This is a genomic window from Fluctibacter corallii (assembly GCF_025751585.1).
Classification (GTDB): domain Bacteria; phylum Pseudomonadota; class Gammaproteobacteria; order Enterobacterales; family Alteromonadaceae; genus Fluctibacter_A; species Fluctibacter_A corallii.
The window spans coordinates 545,363-569,562 of the sequence record NZ_JAOWKX010000001.1; the positions used below are offsets into that span (position 1 = coordinate 545,363).

Here is a 24,200-nt window from a genome sequence, read left to right on the forward strand (position 1 = left end):
CTACTTAGGTTCGGCTCGCGTCACTAAAAACATGGCGATCAATAAAAAAAACACTGCCAAGCCCGTTAATAGCAACATATTATTTGAACGAGAGTACAGTATTCCCCAACTCAGAATCAGCATCAACACCGCAATATATTTACTTTTTCTTGAAATGGCTTTTTGTTGCTCCCAATCAATCAGTAACTTACCCAATTGGGGGTGATCATATAACCATTGGTGCAAACGCGCTGAGCCTCTAGCGGCAAACCATGCAGTTAACAATAAAAAAGGAACTGTTGGTAAACCGGGCAAAAATACCCCCAGAAGTGCCAAAGCGAGAAACAAATAAGCAAAAACCAGTGAAATGACTTTTTTCATAATGATTTGAACGAGATCAATTCAACGGCTCCAATCCTTCCACTAGCAGTTGTAAGCTTACTTTGCCTCTAAATTCATTAATATCAAGCTTATAAACAGCGCGTATTCGCTTAACACTCGCTTGAGGCCAAATGGCGGTATCGACATTAAATGCAATTGCGTCAACCAGTTGACCAGTGGGAGTAGACAACATCATTTTTAAGTGCTTTTGTCCGACAATGCGTTGCTCGAGCAATGCAAACTCACCGTCAAAACAAGGCTCTTCATACCCTTGCCCCCAAGGACCCGCGTCTTTCAACAACTTTGCAAATTGCAAATTAAAGTCATTAAGCGCTAATTCCCCGTCGGTAATATAGACATTTTCGAGATTTTTTCCGCGTAAGTTCGCTTCTGCACATTCGGTAAATGCCCGCTGAAACTCGTCCAAATGGCTCAATGGCAATGACAGTCCAGCCGCCATCGCATGACCACCAAATTTATCAATAACGTTGGGATATTTGGTATTGATCTCTTCTAACAAATCACGAATATGCAACCCAGGAATAGAGCGAGCCGAGCCTTTCAACGTGTCATCATCCTGATGTGCAAATGCAATCGTCGGCCTGTAATACTTTTCTTTAATCCGGCCCGCCACAATACCAATAACACCTTGATGAAAATCAGGTTTGTACAACACAATGCCATGCGGAAGCTGATGTTCATTAAACTGAATCGTATTCAGTGAAGTTTCGGCCTCTACTTGCATAGACGACTCTATTTCACGGCGCTCACGATTAAGGCTGTCGAGTTGCGCGGCAATATGTCTCACACGATGCACATCATCACTCAACAAACACTCAATACCCATCGACATATCATCAAGCCTACCTGCGGCATTGAGCCGTGGACCCAGTACAAAGCCTAAGTCACTGGCCGCCAATTGCGTTTGCTTACGTCCAGCAACATCCAGTAACGCCTGAATGCCTGGTCGACAATGACCACTGCGTATGCGTTGTAGCCCCTGATGCACAAGAATTCGATTGTTATCATCTAACTTAACCACATCCGCTACTGTGCCTAGCGCGACAATATCCAAAAACTCAGCTAAATTAGGCACGGCAAGTTGTTGGCTTTCAAACCACCCTCGCTCCATTAGCCCAGCGCGTAAAGCGAGCATAAGATAAAATGCAACGCCCACGCCTGCAATGCTCTTTGATGCAAAGTCACAGCCATATTGATTCGGATTAACAATAGCGTCAGCGGGTGGCAACGTTTCGGAAGGCAAGTGGTGATCGGTGATAACCACGTCAATGCCCAAGGACTTTGCTCGCTCGACACCGTCGAAACAAGATATGCCGTTATCTACAGTAATGATGACATCTGCGCCTTGCTGATGCGCAACATCTACGATTTGTGGGCTTAGGCCATACCCGAAGTCAAATCGATTGGGCACGAGGTAGTCATGATTTTTGCTGCCCATTTTACTAAGCGACAACAACACTAACGCTGTACTGGTGGCACCATCGGCGTCAAAGTCTCCAACGATGATAATGCGTTTGCTCTGCGCTAAAGCCCGCTCAAGTACCAATACAGCCTCAGTCATGCCACGCATTGACTTGTAATGCAATAAGCCTTTAAGTCCAGTCTCTAACTCAGACGGCTCACTTATCCCTCTACTGGCATAGATTTGACGAAGTGTTGCATGGGTGACAGATGACAAATGCGTATCGTCGACCTTTGGACGACGAGAAATGGATAAAGGCATAGCGTGATGAACAAAAATATAGAAATTAAGCTAAAAAAATAAAGAGGCTTTCGCCTCTTTATCATTAAATTTGTTTGAGAGATTGTAGCAGCATTGGGGCCGGTTGATAACCGCCAATCAACGAACCATCAGGAAGGATAATATTAGGTGTACCTGTCACGCCCACTAACTGACCAAACTCATACTGCTCGGCAACAGGATTCTCACATTTTGCAGGCTTAACTGCATCGCCACTTTTAGCCGTCGTCATCGCTTCAAGCGGGTCCTTTGCACACCACACCGATACCATGTCTTCGAACGACTGGCTCTGCATGCCGCCTCGCGGGAATGCTAAATAACGAACCGTAATACCAAGATCATTGTATTCCGCAATTTGACTGTGCAATCTGCGGCAGTAGCCACAAGTAATGTCAGTGAACACATTTACCACATACTTTTCATCTTTAGCTTTGAACACAATGGCGTCGTTTTCAAACTTCTTTAGCCCTTCATTACGAATTTCGCCCAGTGCTTCCTCTGTTTCATTACGCATATCCTCATCCAAGTTGAAGATACGCGCTTGCATGAAATACTTGCCATCTTGACTGATATAGAAAAGCCCACGGTTTGTGATCACCTGGAGTAATCCATCAACAGGTGCATCAGCTACACTACTGACTTCCAGCCCTAACACTTTTTCAACTTTATCAATTGCTGGCGCATGGTTTTCTTGCGCAAAAACCTGATGCGAAAAAGCAGCCATACAAGCGATGGATGAAACCAGTATCGCTTTTTTAAACCATGAATTCATATTCTTTCCTATCAAATCTAAACCTCTTATTCCTTAAGACCGGAATAAGTTAAAAATATTCCTTTTATTTCTTTATTACCGCGTAACAAAGAAAACACATACCTTATTTGGTATTGTGTGCGCTATCATTTAGCAGCTATGTTGCAAATGTATGACGCCCAAAAGGCGACAAAAAATAGACGTATTAACGAGACTACCATTTCCACAACCATCGCATACTATTCGATTCGATGCCAGAACGTTTAGCGCACGTATTACTTGTTACATCGAACGGGAAACAAAATATCCGAATTACGTATTAATGAAAAGAGATAATGTCAATCGTCGCTAGCTCCACCTCATTGATGAGTCATTTATTTCGCAAATTATTTCATTCCACGCTCTTGTTTAATCATTTCATACGCTGCCTGAATATCTTGCGCTTTGTTTTTTGCTATCTCCATCGCTTGTTTGGGCAAGCCTTTAGATACCAGCTTATCTGGGTGATGCTCACTCATGAGCTTTCTATATGCTTTTTTAATGGCGCGATCATCGTCGCTTTTATTAACCCCCAAAATCTTATAAGCATCTTGTAAAGTAGGGCCTTTAGGCGCGCTTTGGTGGGTTCGTTGGCGATATTGATGCTGCGACTGTCCAGTTTGGCTTTGATAACGAGTATGTTGACGAAAACGCACCTCAGCTTCAAACATTGACATTAAATACAGCAATTCATTTTGCTTAAACCCTAAGCCCTCAGCAACATTTTCTAACACCCGTTGCTCTGCTGCGTCTACGCTGCCATCTGCATAAGCTGATTGAATCAGAATTTCTAAAAAAACTTGCTTAATATCACGACGCCCGTGACAACTTTCACTAAAAGACTTCAGGGTTTTCAGTAACGGGAAATCCCGTTCTTTACCCTCACGAAAAGCTTGCTGGGCTTCTTTACGCACATCGCCTTCGAGTCCCATTTCGTCCATAAGTGCGGTAGCGACCCGAATTTCTTCAGATTTCACCTGACCATCCGCTTTCGCGATATGTCCCATTACGGAAAAGAGCGCATGAAAGAACACCGCTTGAGATTTAATTTGATCCTGAGACGTGAAGAAGCGACTAAACCCGCCTTGTTGGCTGAAATCCTGGCTGTAGCCACGATCAAACATGTGACCCACTATGAATCCCAAAATGGCTCCGGGTATACGGCCAAACATGAAACCAAACAACGTACCTAATACTTTTCCCCAAATGGGCATTTACCACTCCAACTCATTTAGCCAGGCCAACCGCTCTGGCGTTCCAACATCACACCAAAACCCATTATGAAGGTGACCGGTCAACACACCGCGCTCAGCCATGTGTCTTAACATAGGCCCTAACGGTAACTTATCAACCGCGAGCGAGTCAAAACAACGTTTGTGATATATAGCAATACCTGCAAACGTATAGCTCGCGCTATTTTCAGATTTAAGTGACACAAAAGGCGAAGTAAAAGCAAAGTCCCCTTTTGGATGATGAATAGGATTATCTACTAACACGATATGTGCATCATTATTGACATTGAGCTGCTGACTCGTTTCGATAACATCACTCAAATCGACATCATGAAAAATATCGCCATTCACCACCAAAAATTGATCTGAATAGTCATCTGGGCACAGCAATGGCAACGCCTTAATAATGCCTCCGGCAGTCTCTAGCGCACTACCTTCATCAGAATAATGAATGCGGCAACGAAAGCGTGAGCCATCACCGAGATAATCAGAAATATGCTGCCCCAACCATGCCAAATTAATCACAATATCGCTTATGCCCGCTGACACTAATTTCTTAATTTGGTGTTCGATAATAGGGATGCCTTTCACTTTTAAAAGTGGTTTCGGTGTTGAATCCGTAAGGGGGCGCATACGCTCGCCGCGGCCTGCTGCCAGAATCATTGCTCTCATAACACGTTTTTCTCAAATGCAGGAATCACACGCATTTCAATCAAATTAGCAAAGTCATGCAAATCAGTATATCGGCGTGCAATAACCGGAATATATGATAAGGCAGTAGGAATGTCGTCCAAATACACTGACTTACCGTCTCGCAAATGCAATCGCGCAAAAATACCAGCTGCTTTTGCATGTCGTTGTATACCCGTTAAATCAAACCAACGTCTGAATGTTGAAAGCGGATACTGTGAATAATCGCGTTGGTGCAACGCGCTCAACTGCGCGTCTACCCACTGTTCGGGCCAAGCCTTGTAACAGTCTCTTAATAGTGATACCGCATCGTAGGTAATCGGCCCACAAACAGCATCTTGAAAATCAATCACACCAATTTCATCGTCACCGACAATCATCAGATTTCTTGAATGGAAATCGCGATGACATCCTACTTGCGGCTGCGCCAGCATATTGTTGGCTAATACGATCTCGGCGTCTCTTAGCACTCGCTGTTCCTTTTCATCTAACTTAAGGCTGAGAAGTTTATTCACTAACCACTCAGTGAATAAACCAAAATCGCGATCGAGCAACGCCTGATCATAAAACTTCATGTTGCCCTGGGCTGTGCGTGTACAGGATTGAATTGCCGGAAGCTGTTTTAACGCAGACTGATACCAATCTGATACAGACTTGGATTCAAAAATTGACGCAAACTGCTTGTCTCCAAAGTCCTCTAATACGTAAAAACCTTGCTCAACATTCACAGCCAGCACTGCGGGCACTCTCACGCCATGCTGGCTATACGCTTCTGCGACTGCTATAAAACGATTTACATCTTCCGTTTCAGGCGGTGCATCAACGGCAATATAGCTTTTTTGGTTTGACTGAAAACGAAAATATCGCCGAAAACTCGCATCACCCGATACGATGTTTAAAGACGTAAAAGAAAATTGTGAATGTTGCTTTAGCCAGGAAACCAATTGCTCCTGTCGTTTAACTTGATGACTCACAGCACCCCCTTGTATATCAAGGTTACTATACCCAAATGCGGTGAGAGATTAAAAGGCGACAAGAAACTAAATTCAGATATTTATCGTTTTTTTTAGTTGTTTACTGGCAAAACATATTCAAAGCCTTAAAATCGACATTTAATTTTCGATTTCTTGGCACCAACGGGATTCAATAATTTATAAACTGTATGGAAAATAAACAGCGCTATCTTATTCCTCTGGCTCTTTTTTCTGGCTGCGTGAACGCTCAACACAGTCAATGTCTGGTGCCGCTTACAGAACTACAGACCTCTCCTGCTATCCAGAAGGGTCAAATCATTGTTGAATCTGATCGCGCAGACATTAACCAAACAACATATGCAAACTTCGAAGGAAAAGTCACGATTTTCAACGACAGCGGTTATATTGCTGCTAATCAGGCGCGAATTGATAAGTTATCTCAAACCATGCGTGCATCAGGCGATGTGAACTATAGAAATCAGCAAATAGACGTTATCACTGAAGACATCAACATAAACCTACTAACAGGCAATCTTAGCATAACAGAATCAGAGTATCGGTTAGCGCACTTTAATGGTCGCGGTAATGCCGAGCAGATATCTCTAAACGCAGAAAGCGGCTTGAGACTGGAAGACGTTAGCTTTACAACCTGCCCGGCTCAATCTGAAGACTGGAAAATTAAAGCGTCTAGTATCAGCTTAAACCCAGAAAAGCCATGGGGCGAGGCGACCAATACGCGCTTCTACATCAAAGATGTTCCCGTCTTTTATTTACCGTATTTTGCGTTTCCAATTACAAATCAGCGTCAAACTGGTTTTCTTTATCCAGAGATATCCACCTCAAGCAGCACAGGGTTAACCTACGAGCAACCTTTTTACTGGAATATTGCACCGAATTACGACTTAACCTTTGCACCAAGATTGATGACCAACCGAGGATTGCAATTAAAAACGGAAGCTCGCTATCTGGTTGACCAACACACGGGACAAATCAACGTAGAATATTTAGATCACGATAAAGATCTGCCGAGCGAAGATTCACGCTACTTCTTCCGCTATATTCATCTGGGACAATTGTCAGACAATTGGCTAATTAGCGCGAATTTGAACAGAATAAGCGATGATAACTACATACTTGATTTAGATTCCGATTTCTATAGCCGTGCAGATACCCATCTGAGTCAAAATTTAGGGCTAAGTTATTTCTCTGACAATCTGGATTTCTCTTTCGAGCTAAAAGATTTTGAATTAATAGGTGATCACCCATCTAGTTACCGTGCATTGCCAGAGTTAAAACTGAACTATAAAACTGATGTGTTAGCTGGGTTTGAGTTTAGCATGCACTCCGAACTGGCATATTTCGACAATGAGTCTGACCTATCGCCAGATGCGACACGTTTTCATCTAGCTCCTACACTCTCATTCCCGCTCTATTCAGCATGGGGCGAATTTGTCGCCGAAGCAAGCCTTCTAAATACGTATTATCGACAAGAAGACATAAAAAATACCGCTCTAAAGAAAGAAGTAACACGCTCATTAGGCCAAGTAAGGCTATACGGTGCACTGAACTTCGAGCGTGATGGCACGTGGTTGGGTCAACCTGTAACACAAACGTTTGAGCCAAAAGTTCAATATTTATATACCAGTTATGAAGATCAATCCATGATTGGTCTATATGATACTACTCGTCTACTCAATGATTTCGATGGGCTATTTAGAGGTCAGGAATTTACTGGTCTTGATAGAATTAGCGATCACAATCAAGTGACTCTTGGTGCAACATCTCGAATACTTGATGAAAATAATCGGGAACAATTTAAGGTAAGTATTGGTCAGATTTTCTATCTTTCCGACAACAAAGTGCTCGAAGCGTCCAAAGAGAACAATCGCTCAGCACTTGCCGGAGAGGTTGACTGGCAGTTAGGTAGTCGTTGGTTTGCGCACACTGAATTTCAAATTTCCACGCAATCTGAAAAGTTAGAAAGAAGTAGCATTTCACTAGAATACCAATTAAGTGATAATAAACTCGTCCAGCTTTCACACCGATACGTGCGTAATTTATCAGGTGAAGAAATTGATCAAGTAGGTATTACTGCAAGTTGGCCAATTGACAACGACTGGCACTGGGTTGGTCGATGGTATAAGGACTGGGATAGAGGCCGTACCATTGAAAGCTACCTTGGCTTACAATACAACTCATGTTGTTGGTCGGTACAGCTGATAGCACAAAGACACCTAACCAATCGATTTAATGAACAAGGAGTGCGAGACAGTGAAGAGTTTGATTCAAGTGTAAACTTGCGCTTTAGCTTTAAATTTGGTGAAGAAGGTAGACAACCTAAAGCAAATCGCATGTTGAATGATGGCTTGTTTGGATATCGACAGCCTTACCTTCTGAATAAATAACACGTAATTTTTAAAATAACTAAGTAAATAACTATGAAATCAATGGCAGTATTCACAAAACTTTCTTTCTGGATGTGTGCGTTGGCTCTCGCTGTCACTTCAATGACAACTAGCGCTAAACAAACGTCATTAGATCGCGTCGCAGTAATTGTCGATCAAAGCGTTATATTAGAGAGCGAAGTGAGCGATCTTGTCGCGACAGTTAAACGCAACGCTATCGCAAACAACCAATCATTGCCCTCTGACCGAGCACTAAGAGTGCAAGCAATTGAAAGGCTAATTACAACACACCTGCAAATGGATATGGCCAAAAGAATGGGTATCCAGGTGAGTGATCCTCAATTAGACCAAACGATTGCCAATATTGCCGCACAAAATAACTTTTCCATGCAACAGTTAAGAGAAAATATTGAGCGTGACGGAATTAGTTTTGAGCGTTATCGTGAAGATATACGACAAGAGATGATTATTGGCGAAGTCAGAAGAGCTAATGTTCGTCGTCGCATCTACATCACACCACAGGAAATTAATAATTTAGTTAAATTAATTGATGAACAGGGTGCAGAACAAGCTGAATACAAACTAGGGCATATACTCATTGGCTTACCCCCAGAGCCTACAGATGATGACATCGCCACCGCTAGAAACAATGCAGAGCGAATTCTTGAGCGCCTCAACAAAGATGGCGACTTTGCCAAGTTGGCTATCGCTAACTCATCTGGTGCAAAGGCACTTGAAGGCGGAGACATGGGGTGGTTAAACATTAATTCTATGCCGACATTGTTTGCTGAAGCCGTTCAAGGTAAGAGCGAGGGTGAACTGATAGGCCCAATTCGAAGCGGAGCAGGGTTTCATATACTTCAAATTCAAGGCTTACGTGGTATAGAAGTCGTAAAAATCGAAGAGGTTAAAGCCCGTCATATTCTTATCAAGCCATCTCTGATTTTAAGTGAAGAGCGCGCTAAAGAGCAGTTAGCTGAATTTCGCCAACAGCTTATTGACGGCGAAGCAGAATTTGAAGAATTAGCAAAAGAGCACTCAGCCGACCCAGGCTCTGCACTACGTGGTGGAGATTTAGGCTGGGCCAATCCAGAGATTTATGTCCCCGCGTTTAAAGATACGCTTGCCTCGCTTGAGAAAGACGAATACAGCCAGCCATTTCGTTCTTCCCATGGTTGGCACTTAGTACAATTAATTGACAGACGCATTGATGATGCAACCGACAAACGCAAAGAAGAGAAAGCCTATCAGTTGCTGTATAAACGAAAATTTGCAGAAGAAACCGATGCATGGTTACGTGAAATGCGAGACGCAGCCTATATTGAAGTAATTAACCCTGCTGATGCTGGTGAGAGCTAATCTATGACGCTAAGAATAGCTGTAACGCCTGGAGAACCCGCTGGAATAGGGCCAGATCTATTACTTCAAGTTGCAAGTCGTTCCTGGCAAGCTCAGCTCATTGCCTTTGCAGATATTACGTTACTAGAAACACGCGCTAAGCTGCTTGGTATTGACATTGAGCTGATACCCTATGAAGGCAACAGCAGCCAGCCCAAGAGCAGTCAAGCTGGCCAATTATTTGTTAAGCACATACCGATGCGTACTAAGTGTGTTCCAGGTGAATTGAATAGCGACAACGGGCACTATGTGGTAGAAACATTACGCCAAGCATGCCAAGAAAACATGAACGATGCGTTCGATGCCGTCGTAACAGGCCCTGTACACAAAGGGATTATCAATCAAGCAGGCATATCCTTCAGCGGACACACTGAGTTTTTTGCTGCCGAATCTAATACAACAGACGTCGTCATGATGTTAGCCACAGAGGGGCTGCGCGTCGTGTTAGCCACTACCCATATTCCTCTGGCATATGTTGCAAAGGCAATAACACAAGACAGACTAAACAAAGTACTGCATATTGTTAATACTGACCTACGCCTTAAGTTCGGTATCAAACGGCCACATATTTTTGTTTGCGGTTTAAACCCTCATGCAGGGGAAAATGGGCATTTGGGTCGTGAAGAAATAGAGGTTATTGAGCCCGCCTTGGAAGCTTTGAGAAGTGAAGGAATGCATATAACAGGCCCCTTGCCTGCCGATACAATGTTTCAACCCAAATATATGCAACAGGCTGATGCTATCCTCGCGATGTATCATGACCAAGGCTTACCCGTACTTAAACATAAAGGCTTTGGTGCGTCTGTAAATATCACCCTTGGCTTACCTTTTATTCGAACGTCTGTCGATCACGGCACCGCGCTTGATTTAGCTGGCACAGGCAACATTGATGATGGCAGTATGACCTTAGCCATCACAGAAGCCATCCACCTTGCAGAAAAGAAACTATGAGTAAACAGCATTTAGGCCACACCGCCCGTAAAAGGTTTGGTCAAAACTTTCTACATGACCCTTTTGTTATTGATCAGATTGTGTCGGCAATTAACCCCCAAAAAGGCGAAAACCTAGTTGAAATTGGTCCAGGTCTTGCTGCGCTAACTGAGCCGGTTTGTGAACGTATTGACACCTTGACCGTCGTTGAATTAGACAGAGATTTAGCTTCGCGTTTGCGTAGTCATCCATTCATTTCTTCAAAACTCAATATTGTCGAGGCAGATGCGCTAAAGTTCGACTTTGCAACTCTCATGACCGATGATCGTCCACTTCGTGTGTTTGGAAACCTTCCTTACAACATTTCGACGCCTTTGATGTTTCACCTGTTTGAGTTTGTGGGTAAAGTAAAAGATATGCACTTTATGCTGCAAAAAGAGGTGGTTAATCGTTTGGCAGCAATGCCCGGCAACAAAAACTATGGTCGCCTATCTGTTATGGCGCAATATTATTGTCAGGTTGTGCCCGTTTTACATGTGCCACCAGGCGCATTTAATCCGCCCCCAAAAGTCGACTCTGCGGTAGTCAGATTGGTGCCTTATCACACGCCTCCTGTCGAGGTCGACAACGTTGATATGCTGAATACCGTATGCGCAAATGCCTTTAATCAGCGCCGTAAAACAATTAGAAACAGTCTTAAAGAACTGCTTAGTGAAGAGGACATCGAACAAGCTGGTATCAGCCCAGATCTGCGAGCAGAAAAACTGTCGCTGTCCGATTTTGCAAACCTTGCAAACATAGCCAGCCATAAAGTAGGAAACTAATATGCAAGAACGGGAACGAGAAAAGTTGCAGCAAAATGTAGGCATTGAAGTGTCCACTCAGTTTGTTGAAAAAGACGACTTAGAAAAAGATAAACATGCATTTGCTTACGAAATTACCATTCGCAATGAAAATAGTATTCCCGTTCAATTATTAAACCGCTATTGGCTGATTACCGATGGAAACGGTAAACAAACGCAAGTGCAAGGACCTGGAGTAGTAGGAAAACAACCCGTCATTGAATCTGGTAAATCGTTTACCTATTCAAGCGGCGCTATTCTAGATACACCAATTGGGACAATGGAAGGCTTTTATGAAATGACAGCAGGAGAAGAGGTGACTTTCAAGGTGTCAATTCCTGTTTTCCGCCTTGCTGTTCCCAATCTGGTTAACTAGTTTGGCAAACTATATTATCGGAGACATTCAGGGGTGCTTCCAAGGTTTACAAAAGCTACTTGCCAAGGTGGACTTCAACCCATCTAAAGACGTGCTGTGGAGTGTTGGCGATCTTGTTGCTCGAGGTGAGGATTCATTAGGTACACTGATTTATTTAATGGAGCTAAAAGACAGCTTTCGTACAGTGTTGGGCAACCACGACTTACACCTACTTTCTATCGCGTCGGGCATAAAACCCGCTAAAAAAAATGATAATTTGACTGACTTACTTGCGTCGCCAGATATCAACAAGATATGTCAGTGGCTACGAGAAAAACCACTGGCGCTATCACTTGATGAGCATAACCACATTGTTCACGCGGGGCTTTATCCTCAATGGTCGACGCGAGAATTACATCAGTATTCTAAAGAGGTAGAATCACAGTTATCCTCAAACGATTATGAAGCACTATTGAAGAATATGTATGGCTCGGGTGCGCAAACATGGTCCGAATCGTTGAGTGGCTACCCTCGTTTAAAATTCATTATTGATGCCTGCACCCGCATGCGCTTTTTACATCAAGATTATGCACTGGATTTTAAATGTAAAACCGCGCCCGATGTATCATGTGATGACCCAAAACTGCTACCGTGGTTCACGGCACCCAACCCCAACCTTAACGCTCAAGAACGTATATTTTTTGGTCACTGGGCCTCGCTAATGGGCAACACACAAACAAATACGTTTATTGGTTTAGACACGGGATATGTCTGGGGTAACACTATGACGCTTTTTCATTTCGAGAAGAATGAAAAAGTAAGTATTGATTTTTAAAGAAAAAAGTCGATTCGTCGATAAAACTTAGGTCGAACTAAGTTTACTTAGTCATTAGGGATGTAGCTTGTCAGACCAGACAACACAACGATTTGCTACTTTTTTTTAACGTAGTAAACGGGTAAAGTTGTGGGCTTGCGTAACGTTTTTAGTCTCTAGTTCAATGTTACACCTGTACTTGAACAAACATAATTTGCGTGCAAAAAAGCAGTATCAGGGGAATTTACATGAAAATAACAGTTGCTATGCGTGTAATCGGTGGTTTTGCCATCATTTCACTCTTGCTGATCGTCATCAGTGCTGTTTCGCTCGTCAGCTTAAACAGCATTGACAGCGCGACCGAAGAAGTGAATACACTCGCCATTCCAACACTTAAAGGAAGCACGCAGCTCAAGTCCTCATTTATTAATATGGGAAGATTGACCGTTGAAGCGTATTACGAAGGAGAGCTTGCTGTTTTAGAAGACGAAATTGCTAAATTTCAAACAAGCCAGCAAACGTTTGAAGAGGAATTCTCACACCTGAAAAGTGTGGTCAGCAGACAGCCAGAATTGAACAAAACGCTCACCAGTGTCGATCAAATTTACCAAAGCTATCTCAGTAACGTCAATGAGATGTTCACTAGCCACACAGCAGACTTACAAACAGCCAATGCATTACAAGATGTCGTAGACGAGGTTGAAGAAAACGCAGACGACGCATCGACACTGCTGCTCGATTTTGCCGACTTAGACGAAGTGCAATCTAATGACTCACTTGCTCAAGCATCAGAAATGGGCAGCAAATTAGAAACAACGCTTCTCTCTTTGCTTACCGTAAGCGCAGATTACATTAAAACCAAAAACCTTACCCGTGCACAAACCATAGGAAATGAGGTGCGTATTGTTGTCGACGAAGTTGAAAGACAGATGGCAGCGATGCAAGAAGCCGCGGGTGGACAGGATTCTTCAGGCACATTAGATGAAATTTCTGAGTTGGTTGACTCAGTCGTCAATAAAGTGAAATCTAGCAGCGGATTACTCGCCACGCAGGTTGATCGCCTAAATAAACAAATTAAAGCCAAGCAAGCGCTTGATGCGTCTGAGATAAATATTCAAGAAGCGTCAGAAGTGCTCAATAAACTACTAGCTCAAGCCGAAGCAATGAGCGCGAATGCAGCATCTGATGTTGAAGGGGCGGTATCAAGCGGCACATTGCAAGTAGCCATATTTGTGATCATTTCGTTGGTTGTTGCAACGGGTATTGCGTATATGAGTGTCAGAGCGATTACAGTGCCACTTGATAAAGTAAACGAAGTGCTTCACGTTGTCTCATCTGGCGATCTAACCCGTCGTCTTGATGATTCATCGGATGATGAATTTGGTGAGCTAGCAAAGAGTGTAAATAACCTGATTGCGAGCCTTAAAGATCTGATTACTGGCATTAGCAGCCGTGCAGCACAACTTGCGGCAGCATCTGAGCAAACATCTGCAGTTACAACCCAGACAACAGCATCGATTCATGATCAGAAGTCACAAGTTGCTCAAGTAGCAACCGCCACTACTGAGATGCATAGTACGTCACAAATGGTGACTCAGAATGCAGAAGATACGCTTAATCAGATTCGTCATGCAGATGATGAAGCAGAGAAAGTTAAAGCCATATCACTGGAAAATAAACGTACTATCGAAGTATTAGCCAAAGATGTTGAAGAAGCCGCCGAAGTGATCAACAAACTACACCAAGACAGCGCGAGTATTGGCGGTATTCTTGATGTTATTCGCGGTGTAGCCGACCAAACCAACCTATTAGCCCTGAATGCTGCTATTGAAGCTGCGCGTGCTGGTGAACAAGGTCGTGGTTTCGCAGTAGTTGCAGACGAGGTACGTACTTTAGCGAGTCGCACACAGGAATCAACGCAAGAAATCAATTCTATGATTGAAGTGTTGCAGGCGGGTGCTGAAAAAGCCGTTTCAGTCATGAATCAAGGCAAAGAGCAAACGACAGTATGTGTGGAGCAGACCGAAAAAGCGACTCAAGCGCTAGATCTCATAACTGAGGCGGTTCACAAAGCCCACGATGTCAGCTCTCAAATCGAGCAATCTGCGCGCGAACAGAACGTTGTATCTCAAGAAATCAGCGAAAAGCTTGAAACTATCGTAGGTATCGCAGAAGAGACGGCGACAGGCGCTCAGCAGACCTCCGAGTCAAGTTTGGAAGTCGCAAAGTTAGCTGAAGAGCTACAGGCATCAATTAAACAATTTAAAGTGTAATAAGCTAAATTTAAATGAAGTTCTAAAAAGCCCGCATTTAAGCGGGCTTTTCCATGGAAAATCAAAGAGTTAAGAAACAGATTTACGCAATCCACCACCTAAGCATTTAGGTGAATTAGGTGAGCCGCCATACAAAGATTGCCACTCATCATCCGTATAAGTATGTAGCGCAAGCGCATGTATTTGGTCTGCAAGTTCGTCTTTTAGCACCGCATTAACGGCGCGATGGCGATTAATTAACCGCTCACCTGAAAAACGTGGTGTGACTAGCACAACTTTAAAATGTGTCTCTGAGCCAGCAGGCACATTGTGCATGAAGCTCTCATTCACGACTTCCAAATGGGCCGGATCAAAATGGGCCAGAAGTTTCTGCTCAATGCTATTTTGAATGTTCATGTGCTCTCCTCTTTTAACGACTTTTTTCGAGCTAAAAAAGATCCTTCTTGGAGTAAATCTAGCGTTATTTTTCCCATTTAAACATCGCTTTTTGGATAAAATCTGATAACTCTTTGAGGGACATTGATATATTTTTTAGAGGCTTATAAGTGGGATCTTATAACCGTGTTTTCAAGTTGGTGGATAAATCGGAAGGTTAAATTTACTCTCAAGCCCAGTGTTTTCGTGCGTTTTGAAATTGCATGAAACCAATACTTTTGCGTCTCCTCAGACATGATTAACAGGCTACCATGCGCCAACCTAACTCGATGCTTTTCACCTGTTATTTTGTGCTTAAAATCAAAATCCCGCGCTTCACCTAACGTCAACGATGCAATAACGGGTCGCTCTCCCAATTCTGGTTCATCATCAGCATGCCACCCCATTGAATCTTGTTCATTGCGGTATAAATTCGCTAACACCCCATTAAATTTTGCCGACGCAGCCTGCTCACACATCTGTTTCAATTCAAGTAAGCACGGTGTCCAAGCTAACGGTTTCATAGTTAGCCCAGAATATGTATAAATGGCCTCTTTATCACCATACCAAGCCTGAAGTCGCGGTATTTTCACCGTTTTACCAAACATTTTGATATGATCCTGCCTCCAAGCAAGTTCAGACACCAATGTTTGCAAACTGGAGTCTGCGAGTTCACCCCCAAGAAAACGGGGGATATACTCAACACACGCATCTTGCATGGGTAAGGATAACACTGGCGAATCATTGTCAAATAAATCGGATTGCATAACCCAAGAATAACCTGAACGTTTAATATGAATACTATTTTTAGTTTACTGGATAAATCGTTTGAATTAACCCGTTTTCCCGAACAGCTTCAGCACGAAAGCTGGCAAGCTTGGGATGCCGCCGACGAGTATCTGATAGAACACGTAGAAAATACGTTGTCTTTTGAAACAGTTTCACGCATTGCCATATTCAACGATGATTTTGGTGCCCTTGCATGCTGGTTTGCCACGCGTATTACTGCAAAAGGTAACCCTGTAGACATTGACTGGTACAGTGATTCTTATGTTTCTCGAAAAAGCTGTGAGCGCAATTTAGAGCACAATATGGCGCTTAGTCAGCCCCATCCTCATCCAGTAGAGTTTCGTGATTGCATGACCTTAGGTGATCAGCAACCCGATGTGATATTGCTCAAAATTCCGAAAACGACAGCGCTACTAGAGCACCAACTCATTTTACTCCAACAGGTAGTGACGCCAGACACTCTTATTATCGCCGCGGGCAAGGTGAAAAGTATTCAAAAATCGACGTTGGGTTTGTTCGAAAAGTACTTAGGGGACACTACCACGTCGCTCGCGAAGAAAAAAGCCAGACTGATATTCTGTCGCCGCGCAGGAGACAAACAGCACACGTCGCCTTTTCCAACGGTATGGCAAACTGATGACAAACGTTTAACCATTCACAACCATGCCAATGTATTTGCTCGCCAGCAACTGGATATTGGAGGGCGTTTATTGATGAATCACCTTCCTGATTGTCGCAGCAAGCGTGTGGTCGATTTGGGCTGTGGCAACGGCGTAATAGGATTAAGCGTATTGCTTGACTACCCTGATGCCGAGGTATTTTTTGTCGATGAATCGCACATGGCAATTCAATCAGCAATGGAGAATGTAAAATACAACATGCCTGAACGCCTGTCGCAGTGCCACTTTATTCATAGCAACTGTCTAGACGAATTCGCCAGTATTGGTCACCCTAGCGTAGATATCGTGTTATGTAATCCACCTTTTCATCAACAAAACGCCATTACCGACCACATTGCTTGGCAAATGTTTGTGGATGCAAAAAAATACTTGCGTAGAGGCGGTCAGCTGAGGATCATTGGCAACCGTCATCTCGACTACCCCAAAAAGCTCAAACGCTTATTTGGCGGGTACGGTGTAGTCACCAGTGACAAGAAATTTAGTATTCTATCTTCATTAAAACGATAAGGGACGATTTAATGACATTCAGACTTTTGTGCTTCACGCTATTGCTTACACTGACTTTACCATTGCAAGCAAGCGGTAAAAAAGACGGCTCACATATTCAGCCTGACAACTTATATCCACGAGTAAAAATTGAAACCACGATGGGCAATATCGTAGTCGAATTAGACCGAGCGCGAGCGCCTATCACAACCAACAATTTTTTACGTTACGTAGATAAGCGCAGCTATGAAGGCACGCAATTTCATCGTGTTATCCCTGACTTTGTTATTCAAGGTGGCGGAGTCGACAAAGACTTCCGTGAATTGTCTAAGTTTCCTAATATATTTAACGAATCAGGCAACGGTATGAAGAACAGTTTGTACACCATTGCCATGGCACGGCAGAATGATCCTCACTCAGGCAATCGACAGTTTTATTTTAATATGGCTGACAACCCCAGCCTTGACCCAGGCCGAAACTGGGGTTACGCAGTATTTGGTATGGTAATGGAAGGCACTGAGGTGCTAGATGCCATGGCACTGGTAGACACCCATTATCATGCACGCATAGGTTGGGCCGATGTGCCGAAAGAACCTATTTTTATCAACAAAGTAACTGTGCTTCCTCCTCAGTAGGTAGCGCGATTTTAAATACGCGAGTGGGTTGCATATCAATGTACTTATCCCACTCGCATGTAGGCGTTAGCCCAAGCTTCTTAATTAACGCGATCGACGCGACATTATCGGGGCTTACCAGCGCAGCTATACTCTCAAGTTCCGTATTTTCTTTAGCATATTCAAGAGTGGCTTTACAGGCCTCAAACGCTACGCCTCTGCCTCGGGCGTCAGGCAAAAATGCATAGCCAATATCCACAAAAGGCATTCCCTCTCGTTGCAATAAGCCACACAACCCCAAAGCTTTGCCTGATTCACGCTCGCTGACCTTCCATAGGCCAAAGCCATGTTTACAGTACATGTGAATAGGGCCAGTGTTCATATAGCGTATCGCCCCTTCTGTGTCGCGAACGCCCTTATCACCGATATAACGAATAAAATCGCGATCATTAAGCAAGTGAACGATAAAATCTGCGTCGCCTTCTCTCAGCTCTGATAACACAAGTCTTGATGTAACAATCACACATTATTTCCTATGTTGAAGAATACCCGTTGACGCAAGGAGCGTGTCGATTAATGCAAAGTTACCCGCCTCAAGCACCGCTCTACGAGGATAGCTTGGGTTCAGTCTGTCATTCACCCACGCGTTTTCCCAGCCATGAGTGGTATGAACGAATGCCTCGACCGCTTGATGTCCGCCAACTTCGTAGCAGCCTATTAAACACGTATCGACATAAGATTGAGTTATGGGAAACGTGTCGTTCGCATTGTGCTCTTTTAGCGTCTCGCAGATCCAGAAGGTATCTGTATTTGAAACACTGTCTGACATAAAATCCAGAGACGATTTCGCCACTGGCGAAAATTGATAGTCTTTTTCGCGTGCTTGCAACACAGTGCAAGATTTATCTAAAGGCAACAACACGCCATTCATCTCAGTATCGCTGGACTTTACTGCACCCACATAGGTTTGTAGTTCATTCTCAGAGCGCGTTACCCATTTTCGTTGCCAACCAGTTAGCCGAGCGGGAATCGCTTCACCTCGTATCGTGGAGTGCGCCAAACGACTTTGTACACTCAACAGGCTTCCATAACCGAACAACCAACTTCTTGCCATGCTTTTGTGCCCTTTATGCGCGATCTATATCAAATGCCAACACCTCAGATATTCGAGATGCACCCAAGGCCAACATTATCAAGCGATCAACTCCTAAAGCAACGCCTGCACAATCGGGTAACCCCGACTCCAGCGCCTCAAGAAAGTAAGCGTCTATAGGCATTTCAGGTAACCCCATCACATGTCGTTTTTGATTATCCCTTTCAAACCGCGAGCGTTGTTCTTGCGCGTCAGACAATTCATGAAACCCATTCGCTAATTCAATGCCTTTATAGTAGGCTTCAAACCGTCGTGCCACGCGCGGGTCCTGTTCATCTATTTTTGCCAAAGCCGCCTGAGAAGCCAGAAAGTGATAAACCAAAACGGGGCGAGCTTGTCCTATCTTTGGCTCTATTTGCTCACTAAACAGCAACTGTAACAGCGTGTCTTTGTCGGTTTCGCCGACTGCAATGTCTGCATAGCCAAACTCAGCACACACTGACTTCAAATCTTCTATTCCGACTGTAAGAGGATCAATCCCCAATACAGTCTTAAATACTTCCTGATAGGACATCCTATCTGCTGGCTCAGTCGATAACACCGCTTGGAGCAAGGCATCCACCTCGTTCATTAGAGCGAAATGGTCAAAGCCGGGACGGTACCATTCAAGCATAGTGAACTCAGGGTTATGAAAACGCCCCCCTTCTTCGTTCCTAAATGCTTTGCTTAGTTGAAAAATCGCACCGCTGCCTGCGCAGAGCAAGCGTTTCATGGCGAATTCTGGAGAGGTTTGCAAATACAAAGTTTGCGCATCTGGCTTGAGGGGATGATGAAATCGCGTAGAAAACGTGTGAAGGTGCACATCCGTCACGCTGGCAGCGGAAAACGCAGGCGTCTCCACTTCTAGGACGTCTCTTTCAATAAAAAATTGTCGGATACTTTGTATTAATGCTGCACGCTCACGCAGCGCCTTGATGGTCGCACTGGGTTGCCACATACTAATTACCTCCAAAAGAATGAGCCGAAATAGTCAGAAACAAGGCGTTAAAAGACACAAAAAAACCCACAGCAATGTGTGGGCTTTGTTATCTAAAAGGCGATTATTTTTGTGCGCGTGACACATACTCGCCACTACGTGTGTCAACTTTAATGACTTCACCCGTTTGTACAAACAACGGTACACGCACTACTGCACCGGTACTCAATGTCGCAGGCTTACCACCTGTGCCCGCTGTATCGCCTTTAAGGCCAGGATCCGTTTCCGTGATTTCTAGCTCAACGAAGTTAGGTGGCGTAACGGCAATCGGAGACCCATTCCACAAGGTAATAGTGCATTCATCATTCTCAACCAACCACTTTGTTGTATCGCCTACTGCTTTTTCATCAGCAGCAATCTGCTCAAAGGTTTCGTTGTTCATAAAGTGCCAGAACTCACCGTCGGTGTACAAATACGCCAAATCCGTATCCATTACATCAGCACCTTCTACTGAATCGCCAGATTTGAACGTTTTTTCAAGCACTTTGCCAGAAATTAGCTTACGGATTTTAACGCGGTTGAACGCTTGACCCTTTCCTGGTTTAACATATTCGTTCTCAAGAATGTTGCAAGGCTCGCCATCAAGCATTATTTTAAGGCCCGCTTTAAACTCGTTTGTGCTGTAATTAGCCATATTTCCTCTAATCTAATCTTTTGTTGAGCAATTTCGTTGGCGCAGATAATACCTAAAAAACCGCTTTCTGTAGAGCAGAACTGGCAAAAAGAACTCGCTTTGTCATTTACCGCCCCAGAAAAGCTTTTACATTACCTACAATTGCCTGTTGAAGAGTATAGGCAAGACATTCATGCTCGTAAGTTATTTCCTATGCGTGTTCCTCGTGATTTTGCCGCACGCATGGAAAAAGGCAACCCTAACGATCCACTTTTAAGACAGGTTTTTCCGCTTAAAGAAGAATTTGCCGAACCCACGGGCTACACAGATGATCCCCTGTTAGAACAAAATAATGATCAAAAAGGCCTGTTACATAAATACCTAAGCCGTGTGTTACTGATTGTACGTGGCGGATGCGCAGTAAATTGCCGCTATTGCTTTAGACGCCACTTTCCTTATGCAGACAACAGTGTAAACAAGCAAGGTTGGCAAGAGGCACTGACATACATCCGCAAAGACAATCAAATTAACGAAGTGATTTTTTCTGGCGGCGATCCACTTATGGCCAAAGATGACTTTCTGGCATGGTTAAGCAAAGAAGTATCGTCAATCCCCCACATAAAGCGCTTGCGTATTCATACGCGATTACCCGTTGTTATTCCATCGCGCATCACGACAGAATTAATCGATTGGTTCTCGAATAACGGCTTGCAAAATATCATGGTGTTGCATATTAATCATGCAAACGAAATTGATTCAGCGCTGATTGACAAGCTATTACTGCTCAAACAAGCGGGGGTCACGTTACTTAATCAAGCTGTGTTACTGAAAGGTGTGAATGATTCAGCCGAATCACAAATTGCCCTTAGTGAAGCATTGTTTGCCGCGGGTGTACTGCCTTATTATTTGCATGTGTTAGACAAAGTCAAAGGCGCTGCGCATTTTGATGTATCAGATCAACATGCCAGGGATATCATGCGTGAAATGATAAAGCGTCAGCCAGGCTATCTAGTCCCCAAACTCGTTAGAGAGATTGCAGACCAACCCGGCAAAACGCCTTTAGACTTACAGCTACATCCGTAAACCCGAATTATGCGAAGGTGTCGATTGTCGAACCTAGCGCAGGGTTTGCTGATGTCGCTTTTGGTACGTCAGCGGCCGATTCCAGCAGCTGAAGTGACGCCTTGCCTTCAGCTTCCTGCTGAGACTTTGCTAGCTTTGCAGCACGCAATTCAGACGACACGTCGGACGTTCCAGAGGCACCTACACCTTGAAGTTCCATACCAAATTCCTCTATTGCTTGTAGCGTTAATAAAAAGCAGGCAGAATTACCAGCCTTCGAGTAGTTATCGACCGAACTAAACGAATCTTTAGCATTATTTTTAAATTTTTTTGAGATCACTATGCAGGTAATTTTTGACAAGCTCGCAGAGAACATGCAGCTTATCTATCGTAAAGCCATTGACGCAGATAACACCTTGAATGCGTTACAAAAAGACGGCAAAGGTAAATTCAGTAATATCTTTAATTCCAACGAGGGATTCCGCGTAAGTAGCAAGCGCTTTATGCCATACGTAGAAGAATTGAGTAATGATATTGCTGAACTTTCTCAAAAAGACGATGCAACGATTCAAGCTGCACTTCCCAGCGTTGTGCAGAAACTCGAACTACTGATGAAAACCCTAAACCAGTTTCAACAATCATTGCGCACTAAAGCTTAATACGTGGCTGCAATGCGGTTCAAGAAAGCCTATTGTCGAACCGGAAACCTTAATACGAATACGGCAAGGTTGTTTTTTGAGCAAAATATTCCATACTTAACTCAGTAAATGAGGTGATTTTATGGATTTGCGCGCAAACAATAATCTTGCCGAAACCCTAACCAATAAGATATCAACACCCACTCAAACCAGAGAGTCGGTGAATCGATCTATTTTAGGTAGTGAGGCAGAGTCAACGACGGTTGCCTATGGTATTGGTTCTGCCAACAAGCCAGAAGTTGAACTGTCGCCTCAGGCACGTATTCTGCAACAAAATGAAAAGCAGCAAGAAGCACGCAGAGAATCCTTGCAGCAAGAAGAAGATAACCCCAATGCGCTCACCGGCGACGAATTTGTACGCGTATCAAGCAGTGTTGGTACTGCACAAAAAAACAATCTGACCACAGAAAAGGCCACCGAAGTATACCGCTCTATTCAAGAAATGCTGTGATAGATTGTCCAAAAGCGAATCGCAACAGCAACAACATATCATCTATCTGTATCAACTCTCTTTCAGATTTTTATCTCAAAGTACAAAATTACAGTTGGCTTAAAGGTAAATTGTCAATTCGAGTTTGAATGTCAATAAGTACATCTTTATACGCCTGACTATCTACTGTTTCAAACTGCTCAGAGAATGCCTGCTTTGTCAGCCCCTCTGCTAAGCCTTGCGTATCAGGGAATAACCATGCTTGCTCCACTCCCTTGGCCAACGCAGACTGCAACGGCATAGCTCGTTCAGGTGACAGTGCCTGTTCTGCGAAGCGCAAACCTGCCATGTCTGCGGCCAAATCAACGAAGCTGTAGCCGCTTCCCCCGTTCGCTCTATCCATCAATTCTTTAAACTCACCGATGGCGACGGTGATGCCCTGTTGCGATAACACATATATTGCTGCAGACAATACGAAATGCTGAGTTAAATCGGTTCTGCCCGCCAATAACGGGCGATATCGAGGTAGCGCGGCACGTCCTTTTACTGGCTGAATATCCCCGACTAAGTTAGCTAAACGATGATGCCCCGTGTAAACCGCCAGAGCTAAAATAGCCGCTTGATTGTCTTTGACAGGATCATGAAAAGCGCGCTGACTTTCTACGAGTTGAAAAAGCGAACTCAAATACTGAGTTAATGACACCCCTCTAGTTTGATTCAAGTCGCTCTTATCATCTAACGCTTTTAAGTAATAGGCTGTGCGCTCTCGCAGATGCGTGTCTTGGCTGGTACCTAGCCCATTTTTAATTTCATTTAATTGCGCCAGCACCGGCTGAATCGGCTGTAAATCAAGCACCAAATAATCTTTATTCACCTGCGTACGCTTAATCGTATTTAGTCCATTGGTGGCAATATCACTTGATGTCCATGTATTTACAAGCCATTCCACTAAACACAAAAATGTTTGACCCGATAAAGTAAGCTGCCCTATAGACACATCATCAATATGCAATCTAGCTCCCGAAGACAACGACGCACTCACGTTCAAATAAACGGTAGGCAACGGAACGTCGAAGGGGGAAGAAAATGCGTAGGAGGCGGCGATAAGACCGATTTCAGGTTGGAGATTTACTTTAGATGAAAAGTTGGGCAATGCGCGGTTTGCTAAACCTAATAAACTGTGAACTTGCTGCTCGGATATGCTGACTTCTTGCGCCTGATGCCTGCGCTTTAGCATGTTTCTTACGCTTCGCATCAACGCATGAACAGAATCTGCGTCATCAACTGTGCTCGCTTGCTGTTGTGCGACAAGAGGCGAACCATCAAAAATAACAAATACCAATCCTACTGCACTCACAAGAAGCAGAGACATAGCTAACAGAAACAGTCTAATTAACTTCAAGACAATTCAACATACCAAAAATACGAGGACGGTAATCCTAGCACAGCCTGAATTAACC

General features: G+C 43.8%; 26 protein-coding genes. 12 read left to right on the forward strand and 14 right to left on the reverse strand.

What is annotated here, in order from left to right:
* The 6 genes from OE749_RS02450 to OE749_RS02475 form a co-directional block, all read right to left on the reverse strand.
* Nucleotides 1-360: a YbaN family protein gene (locus OE749_RS02450; RefSeq protein WP_263710754.1), complete on the reverse strand. Its 360-nt coding sequence runs from the start codon at nt 358-360 to the stop codon at nt 1-3.
* 16 nt (nt 361-376) lie between these two features.
* Nucleotides 377-2,104: a single-stranded-DNA-specific exonuclease RecJ gene (recJ, locus tag OE749_RS02455; RefSeq protein ID WP_263710755.1), complete on the reverse strand. Its 1,728-nt coding sequence runs from the start codon at nt 2,102-2,104 to the stop codon at nt 377-379.
* Between the two features lie 64 nt (nt 2,105-2,168).
* A complete protein-coding gene (gene dsbC / locus OE749_RS02460) occupies nt 2,169-2,894 on the reverse strand; it encodes a bifunctional protein-disulfide isomerase/oxidoreductase DsbC (protein WP_263710756.1) in 726 nt (241 codons plus the stop codon).
* Nucleotides 2,895-3,259: 365 nt separating this feature from the next.
* On the reverse strand, nt 3,260-4,126 hold the full coding sequence (gene djlA, locus OE749_RS02465) for a co-chaperone DjlA (RefSeq protein WP_263710757.1): 867 nt from the start codon (nt 4,124-4,126) through the stop codon (nt 3,260-3,262).
* The gene (gene murU, locus OE749_RS02470) at nt 4,127-4,816 is read right to left on the reverse strand and encodes an N-acetylmuramate alpha-1-phosphate uridylyltransferase MurU (protein WP_263710758.1); all 690 of its coding nucleotides are present in this window, start codon (nt 4,814-4,816) and stop codon (nt 4,127-4,129) included.
* Nucleotides 4,813-5,808, reverse strand: coding sequence for an aminoglycoside phosphotransferase family protein (locus tag OE749_RS02475; protein ID WP_263710759.1), 996 nt, complete (start codon nt 5,806-5,808; stop codon nt 4,813-4,815). Before OE749_RS02475 ends, murU begins: the two co-directional genes overlap by 4 nt.
* A 188-nt stretch (nt 5,809-5,996) precedes the next feature.
* On the opposite strand from OE749_RS02475, the gene OE749_RS02480 reads away from it, so the two are divergent.
* The 7 genes from OE749_RS02480 (at nt 5,997) to OE749_RS02510 (ending at nt 14,825) form a co-directional block, all read left to right on the forward strand.
* A complete protein-coding gene (locus OE749_RS02480) occupies nt 5,997-8,213 on the forward strand; it encodes an LPS-assembly protein LptD (RefSeq protein WP_263710760.1) in 2,217 nt (738 codons plus the stop codon).
* A 42-nt stretch (nt 8,214-8,255) separates the two neighbouring features.
* On the forward strand, nt 8,256-9,572 hold the full coding sequence (gene surA, locus OE749_RS02485) for a peptidylprolyl isomerase SurA (RefSeq protein WP_263710761.1): 1,317 nt from the start codon (nt 8,256-8,258) through the stop codon (nt 9,570-9,572).
* A 3-nt stretch (nt 9,573-9,575) separates the two neighbouring features.
* A complete protein-coding gene (gene pdxA / locus OE749_RS02490; RefSeq protein ID WP_263710762.1) occupies nt 9,576-10,562 on the forward strand; it encodes a 4-hydroxythreonine-4-phosphate dehydrogenase PdxA in 987 nt (328 codons plus the stop codon).
* Nucleotides 10,559-11,365: a 16S rRNA (adenine(1518)-N(6)/adenine(1519)-N(6))-dimethyltransferase RsmA gene (gene rsmA, locus OE749_RS02495; protein ID WP_263710763.1), complete on the forward strand. Its 807-nt coding sequence runs from the start codon at nt 10,559-10,561 to the stop codon at nt 11,363-11,365. Before pdxA ends, rsmA begins: the two co-directional genes overlap by 4 nt.
* 1 nt (nt 11,366) lies before the next feature.
* Nucleotides 11,367-11,759 carry a Co2+/Mg2+ efflux protein ApaG gene (gene apaG / locus OE749_RS02500; RefSeq protein WP_263710764.1) on the forward strand — a complete coding sequence of 131 codons (393 nt, stop codon included), beginning with the start codon at nt 11,367-11,369 and terminating at the stop codon, nt 11,757-11,759.
* Nucleotide 11,760: 1 nt separating this feature from the next.
* Complete coding sequence (locus OE749_RS02505) at nt 11,761-12,573, forward strand: symmetrical bis(5'-nucleosyl)-tetraphosphatase (protein ID WP_263710765.1); 813 nt, start codon at nt 11,761-11,763, stop codon at nt 12,571-12,573.
* A gap of 227 nt (nt 12,574-12,800) precedes the next feature.
* Nucleotides 12,801-14,825 carry a HAMP domain-containing methyl-accepting chemotaxis protein gene (locus OE749_RS02510; RefSeq protein WP_263710766.1) on the forward strand — a complete coding sequence of 675 codons (2,025 nt, stop codon included), beginning with the start codon at nt 12,801-12,803 and terminating at the stop codon, nt 14,823-14,825.
* A 69-nt stretch (nt 14,826-14,894) separates the two neighbouring features.
* On the opposite strand, the gene bolA is transcribed toward OE749_RS02510, so the two are convergent.
* Both bolA and OE749_RS02520 read right to left on the reverse strand, forming a co-directional pair.
* Entirely contained in the window at nt 14,895-15,221 is a 327-nt protein-coding gene (bolA, locus tag OE749_RS02515) for a transcriptional regulator BolA (protein ID WP_263710767.1), read from the reverse strand.
* A gap of 143 nt (nt 15,222-15,364) precedes the next feature.
* Nucleotides 15,365-16,006, reverse strand: coding sequence for an alpha-ketoglutarate-dependent dioxygenase AlkB family protein (locus OE749_RS02520; protein ID WP_263710768.1), 642 nt, complete (start codon nt 16,004-16,006; stop codon nt 15,365-15,367).
* A gap of 27 nt (nt 16,007-16,033) precedes the next feature.
* Between OE749_RS02520 and OE749_RS02525 the strand changes: the two genes are divergently transcribed.
* Entirely contained in the window at nt 16,034-17,215 is a 1,182-nt protein-coding gene (locus OE749_RS02525) for a methyltransferase (protein ID WP_263710769.1), read from the forward strand.
* 11 nt (nt 17,216-17,226) lie between these two features.
* Nucleotides 17,227-17,829, forward strand: a complete 603-nt coding sequence (locus OE749_RS02530; RefSeq protein ID WP_263710770.1) for a peptidylprolyl isomerase — start codon at nt 17,227-17,229, stop codon at nt 17,827-17,829.
* Here the strand turns inward: OE749_RS02530 and OE749_RS02535 are convergent.
* The 4 genes from OE749_RS02535 to efp form a co-directional block, all read right to left on the reverse strand.
* Nucleotides 17,798-18,331, reverse strand: coding sequence for a GNAT family N-acetyltransferase (locus tag OE749_RS02535; RefSeq protein ID WP_263710771.1), 534 nt, complete (start codon nt 18,329-18,331; stop codon nt 17,798-17,800). The genes OE749_RS02530 and OE749_RS02535 overlap by 32 nt on opposite strands.
* Nucleotides 18,332-18,334: 3 nt before the next feature.
* Nucleotides 18,335-18,922, reverse strand: coding sequence for a gamma-glutamylcyclotransferase family protein (locus OE749_RS02540; protein WP_263710772.1), 588 nt, complete (start codon nt 18,920-18,922; stop codon nt 18,335-18,337).
* A 13-nt stretch (nt 18,923-18,935) separates the two neighbouring features.
* Entirely contained in the window at nt 18,936-19,898 is a 963-nt protein-coding gene (gene epmA, locus OE749_RS02545) for an elongation factor P--(R)-beta-lysine ligase (protein WP_263710773.1), read from the reverse strand.
* A 103-nt stretch (nt 19,899-20,001) separates the two neighbouring features.
* Complete coding sequence (gene efp, locus OE749_RS02550) at nt 20,002-20,571, reverse strand: elongation factor P (protein WP_263710774.1); 570 nt, start codon at nt 20,569-20,571, stop codon at nt 20,002-20,004.
* 36 nt (nt 20,572-20,607) lie between these two features.
* Here efp and epmB point away from each other — a divergent pair, with 36 nt between their 5' ends.
* Nucleotides 20,608-21,633, forward strand: coding sequence for an EF-P beta-lysylation protein EpmB (gene epmB / locus OE749_RS02555; protein ID WP_263710775.1), 1,026 nt, complete (start codon nt 20,608-20,610; stop codon nt 21,631-21,633).
* Nucleotides 21,634-21,640: 7 nt separating this feature from the next.
* On the opposite strand, the gene OE749_RS02560 is transcribed toward epmB, so the two are convergent.
* A complete protein-coding gene (locus OE749_RS02560; RefSeq protein WP_263710776.1) occupies nt 21,641-21,832 on the reverse strand; it encodes a hypothetical protein in 192 nt (63 codons plus the stop codon).
* Between the two features lie 121 nt (nt 21,833-21,953).
* On the opposite strand from OE749_RS02560, the gene OE749_RS02565 reads away from it, so the two are divergent.
* Both OE749_RS02565 and OE749_RS02570 read left to right on the forward strand, forming a co-directional pair.
* A complete protein-coding gene (locus OE749_RS02565; protein ID WP_263710777.1) occupies nt 21,954-22,271 on the forward strand; it encodes a hypothetical protein in 318 nt (105 codons plus the stop codon).
* A gap of 121 nt (nt 22,272-22,392) precedes the next feature.
* Nucleotides 22,393-22,761 (forward strand): hypothetical protein, encoded by a 369-nt coding sequence (locus tag OE749_RS02570; protein ID WP_263710778.1) that lies wholly within the window; start codon nt 22,393-22,395, stop codon nt 22,759-22,761.
* Nucleotides 22,762-22,849: 88 nt separating this feature from the next.
* On the opposite strand, the gene OE749_RS02575 is transcribed toward OE749_RS02570, so the two are convergent.
* Entirely contained in the window at nt 22,850-24,142 is a 1,293-nt protein-coding gene (locus tag OE749_RS02575) for a hypothetical protein (RefSeq protein ID WP_263710779.1), read from the reverse strand.
* Between the last annotated feature and the right edge of the window lie 58 nt (nt 24,143-24,200).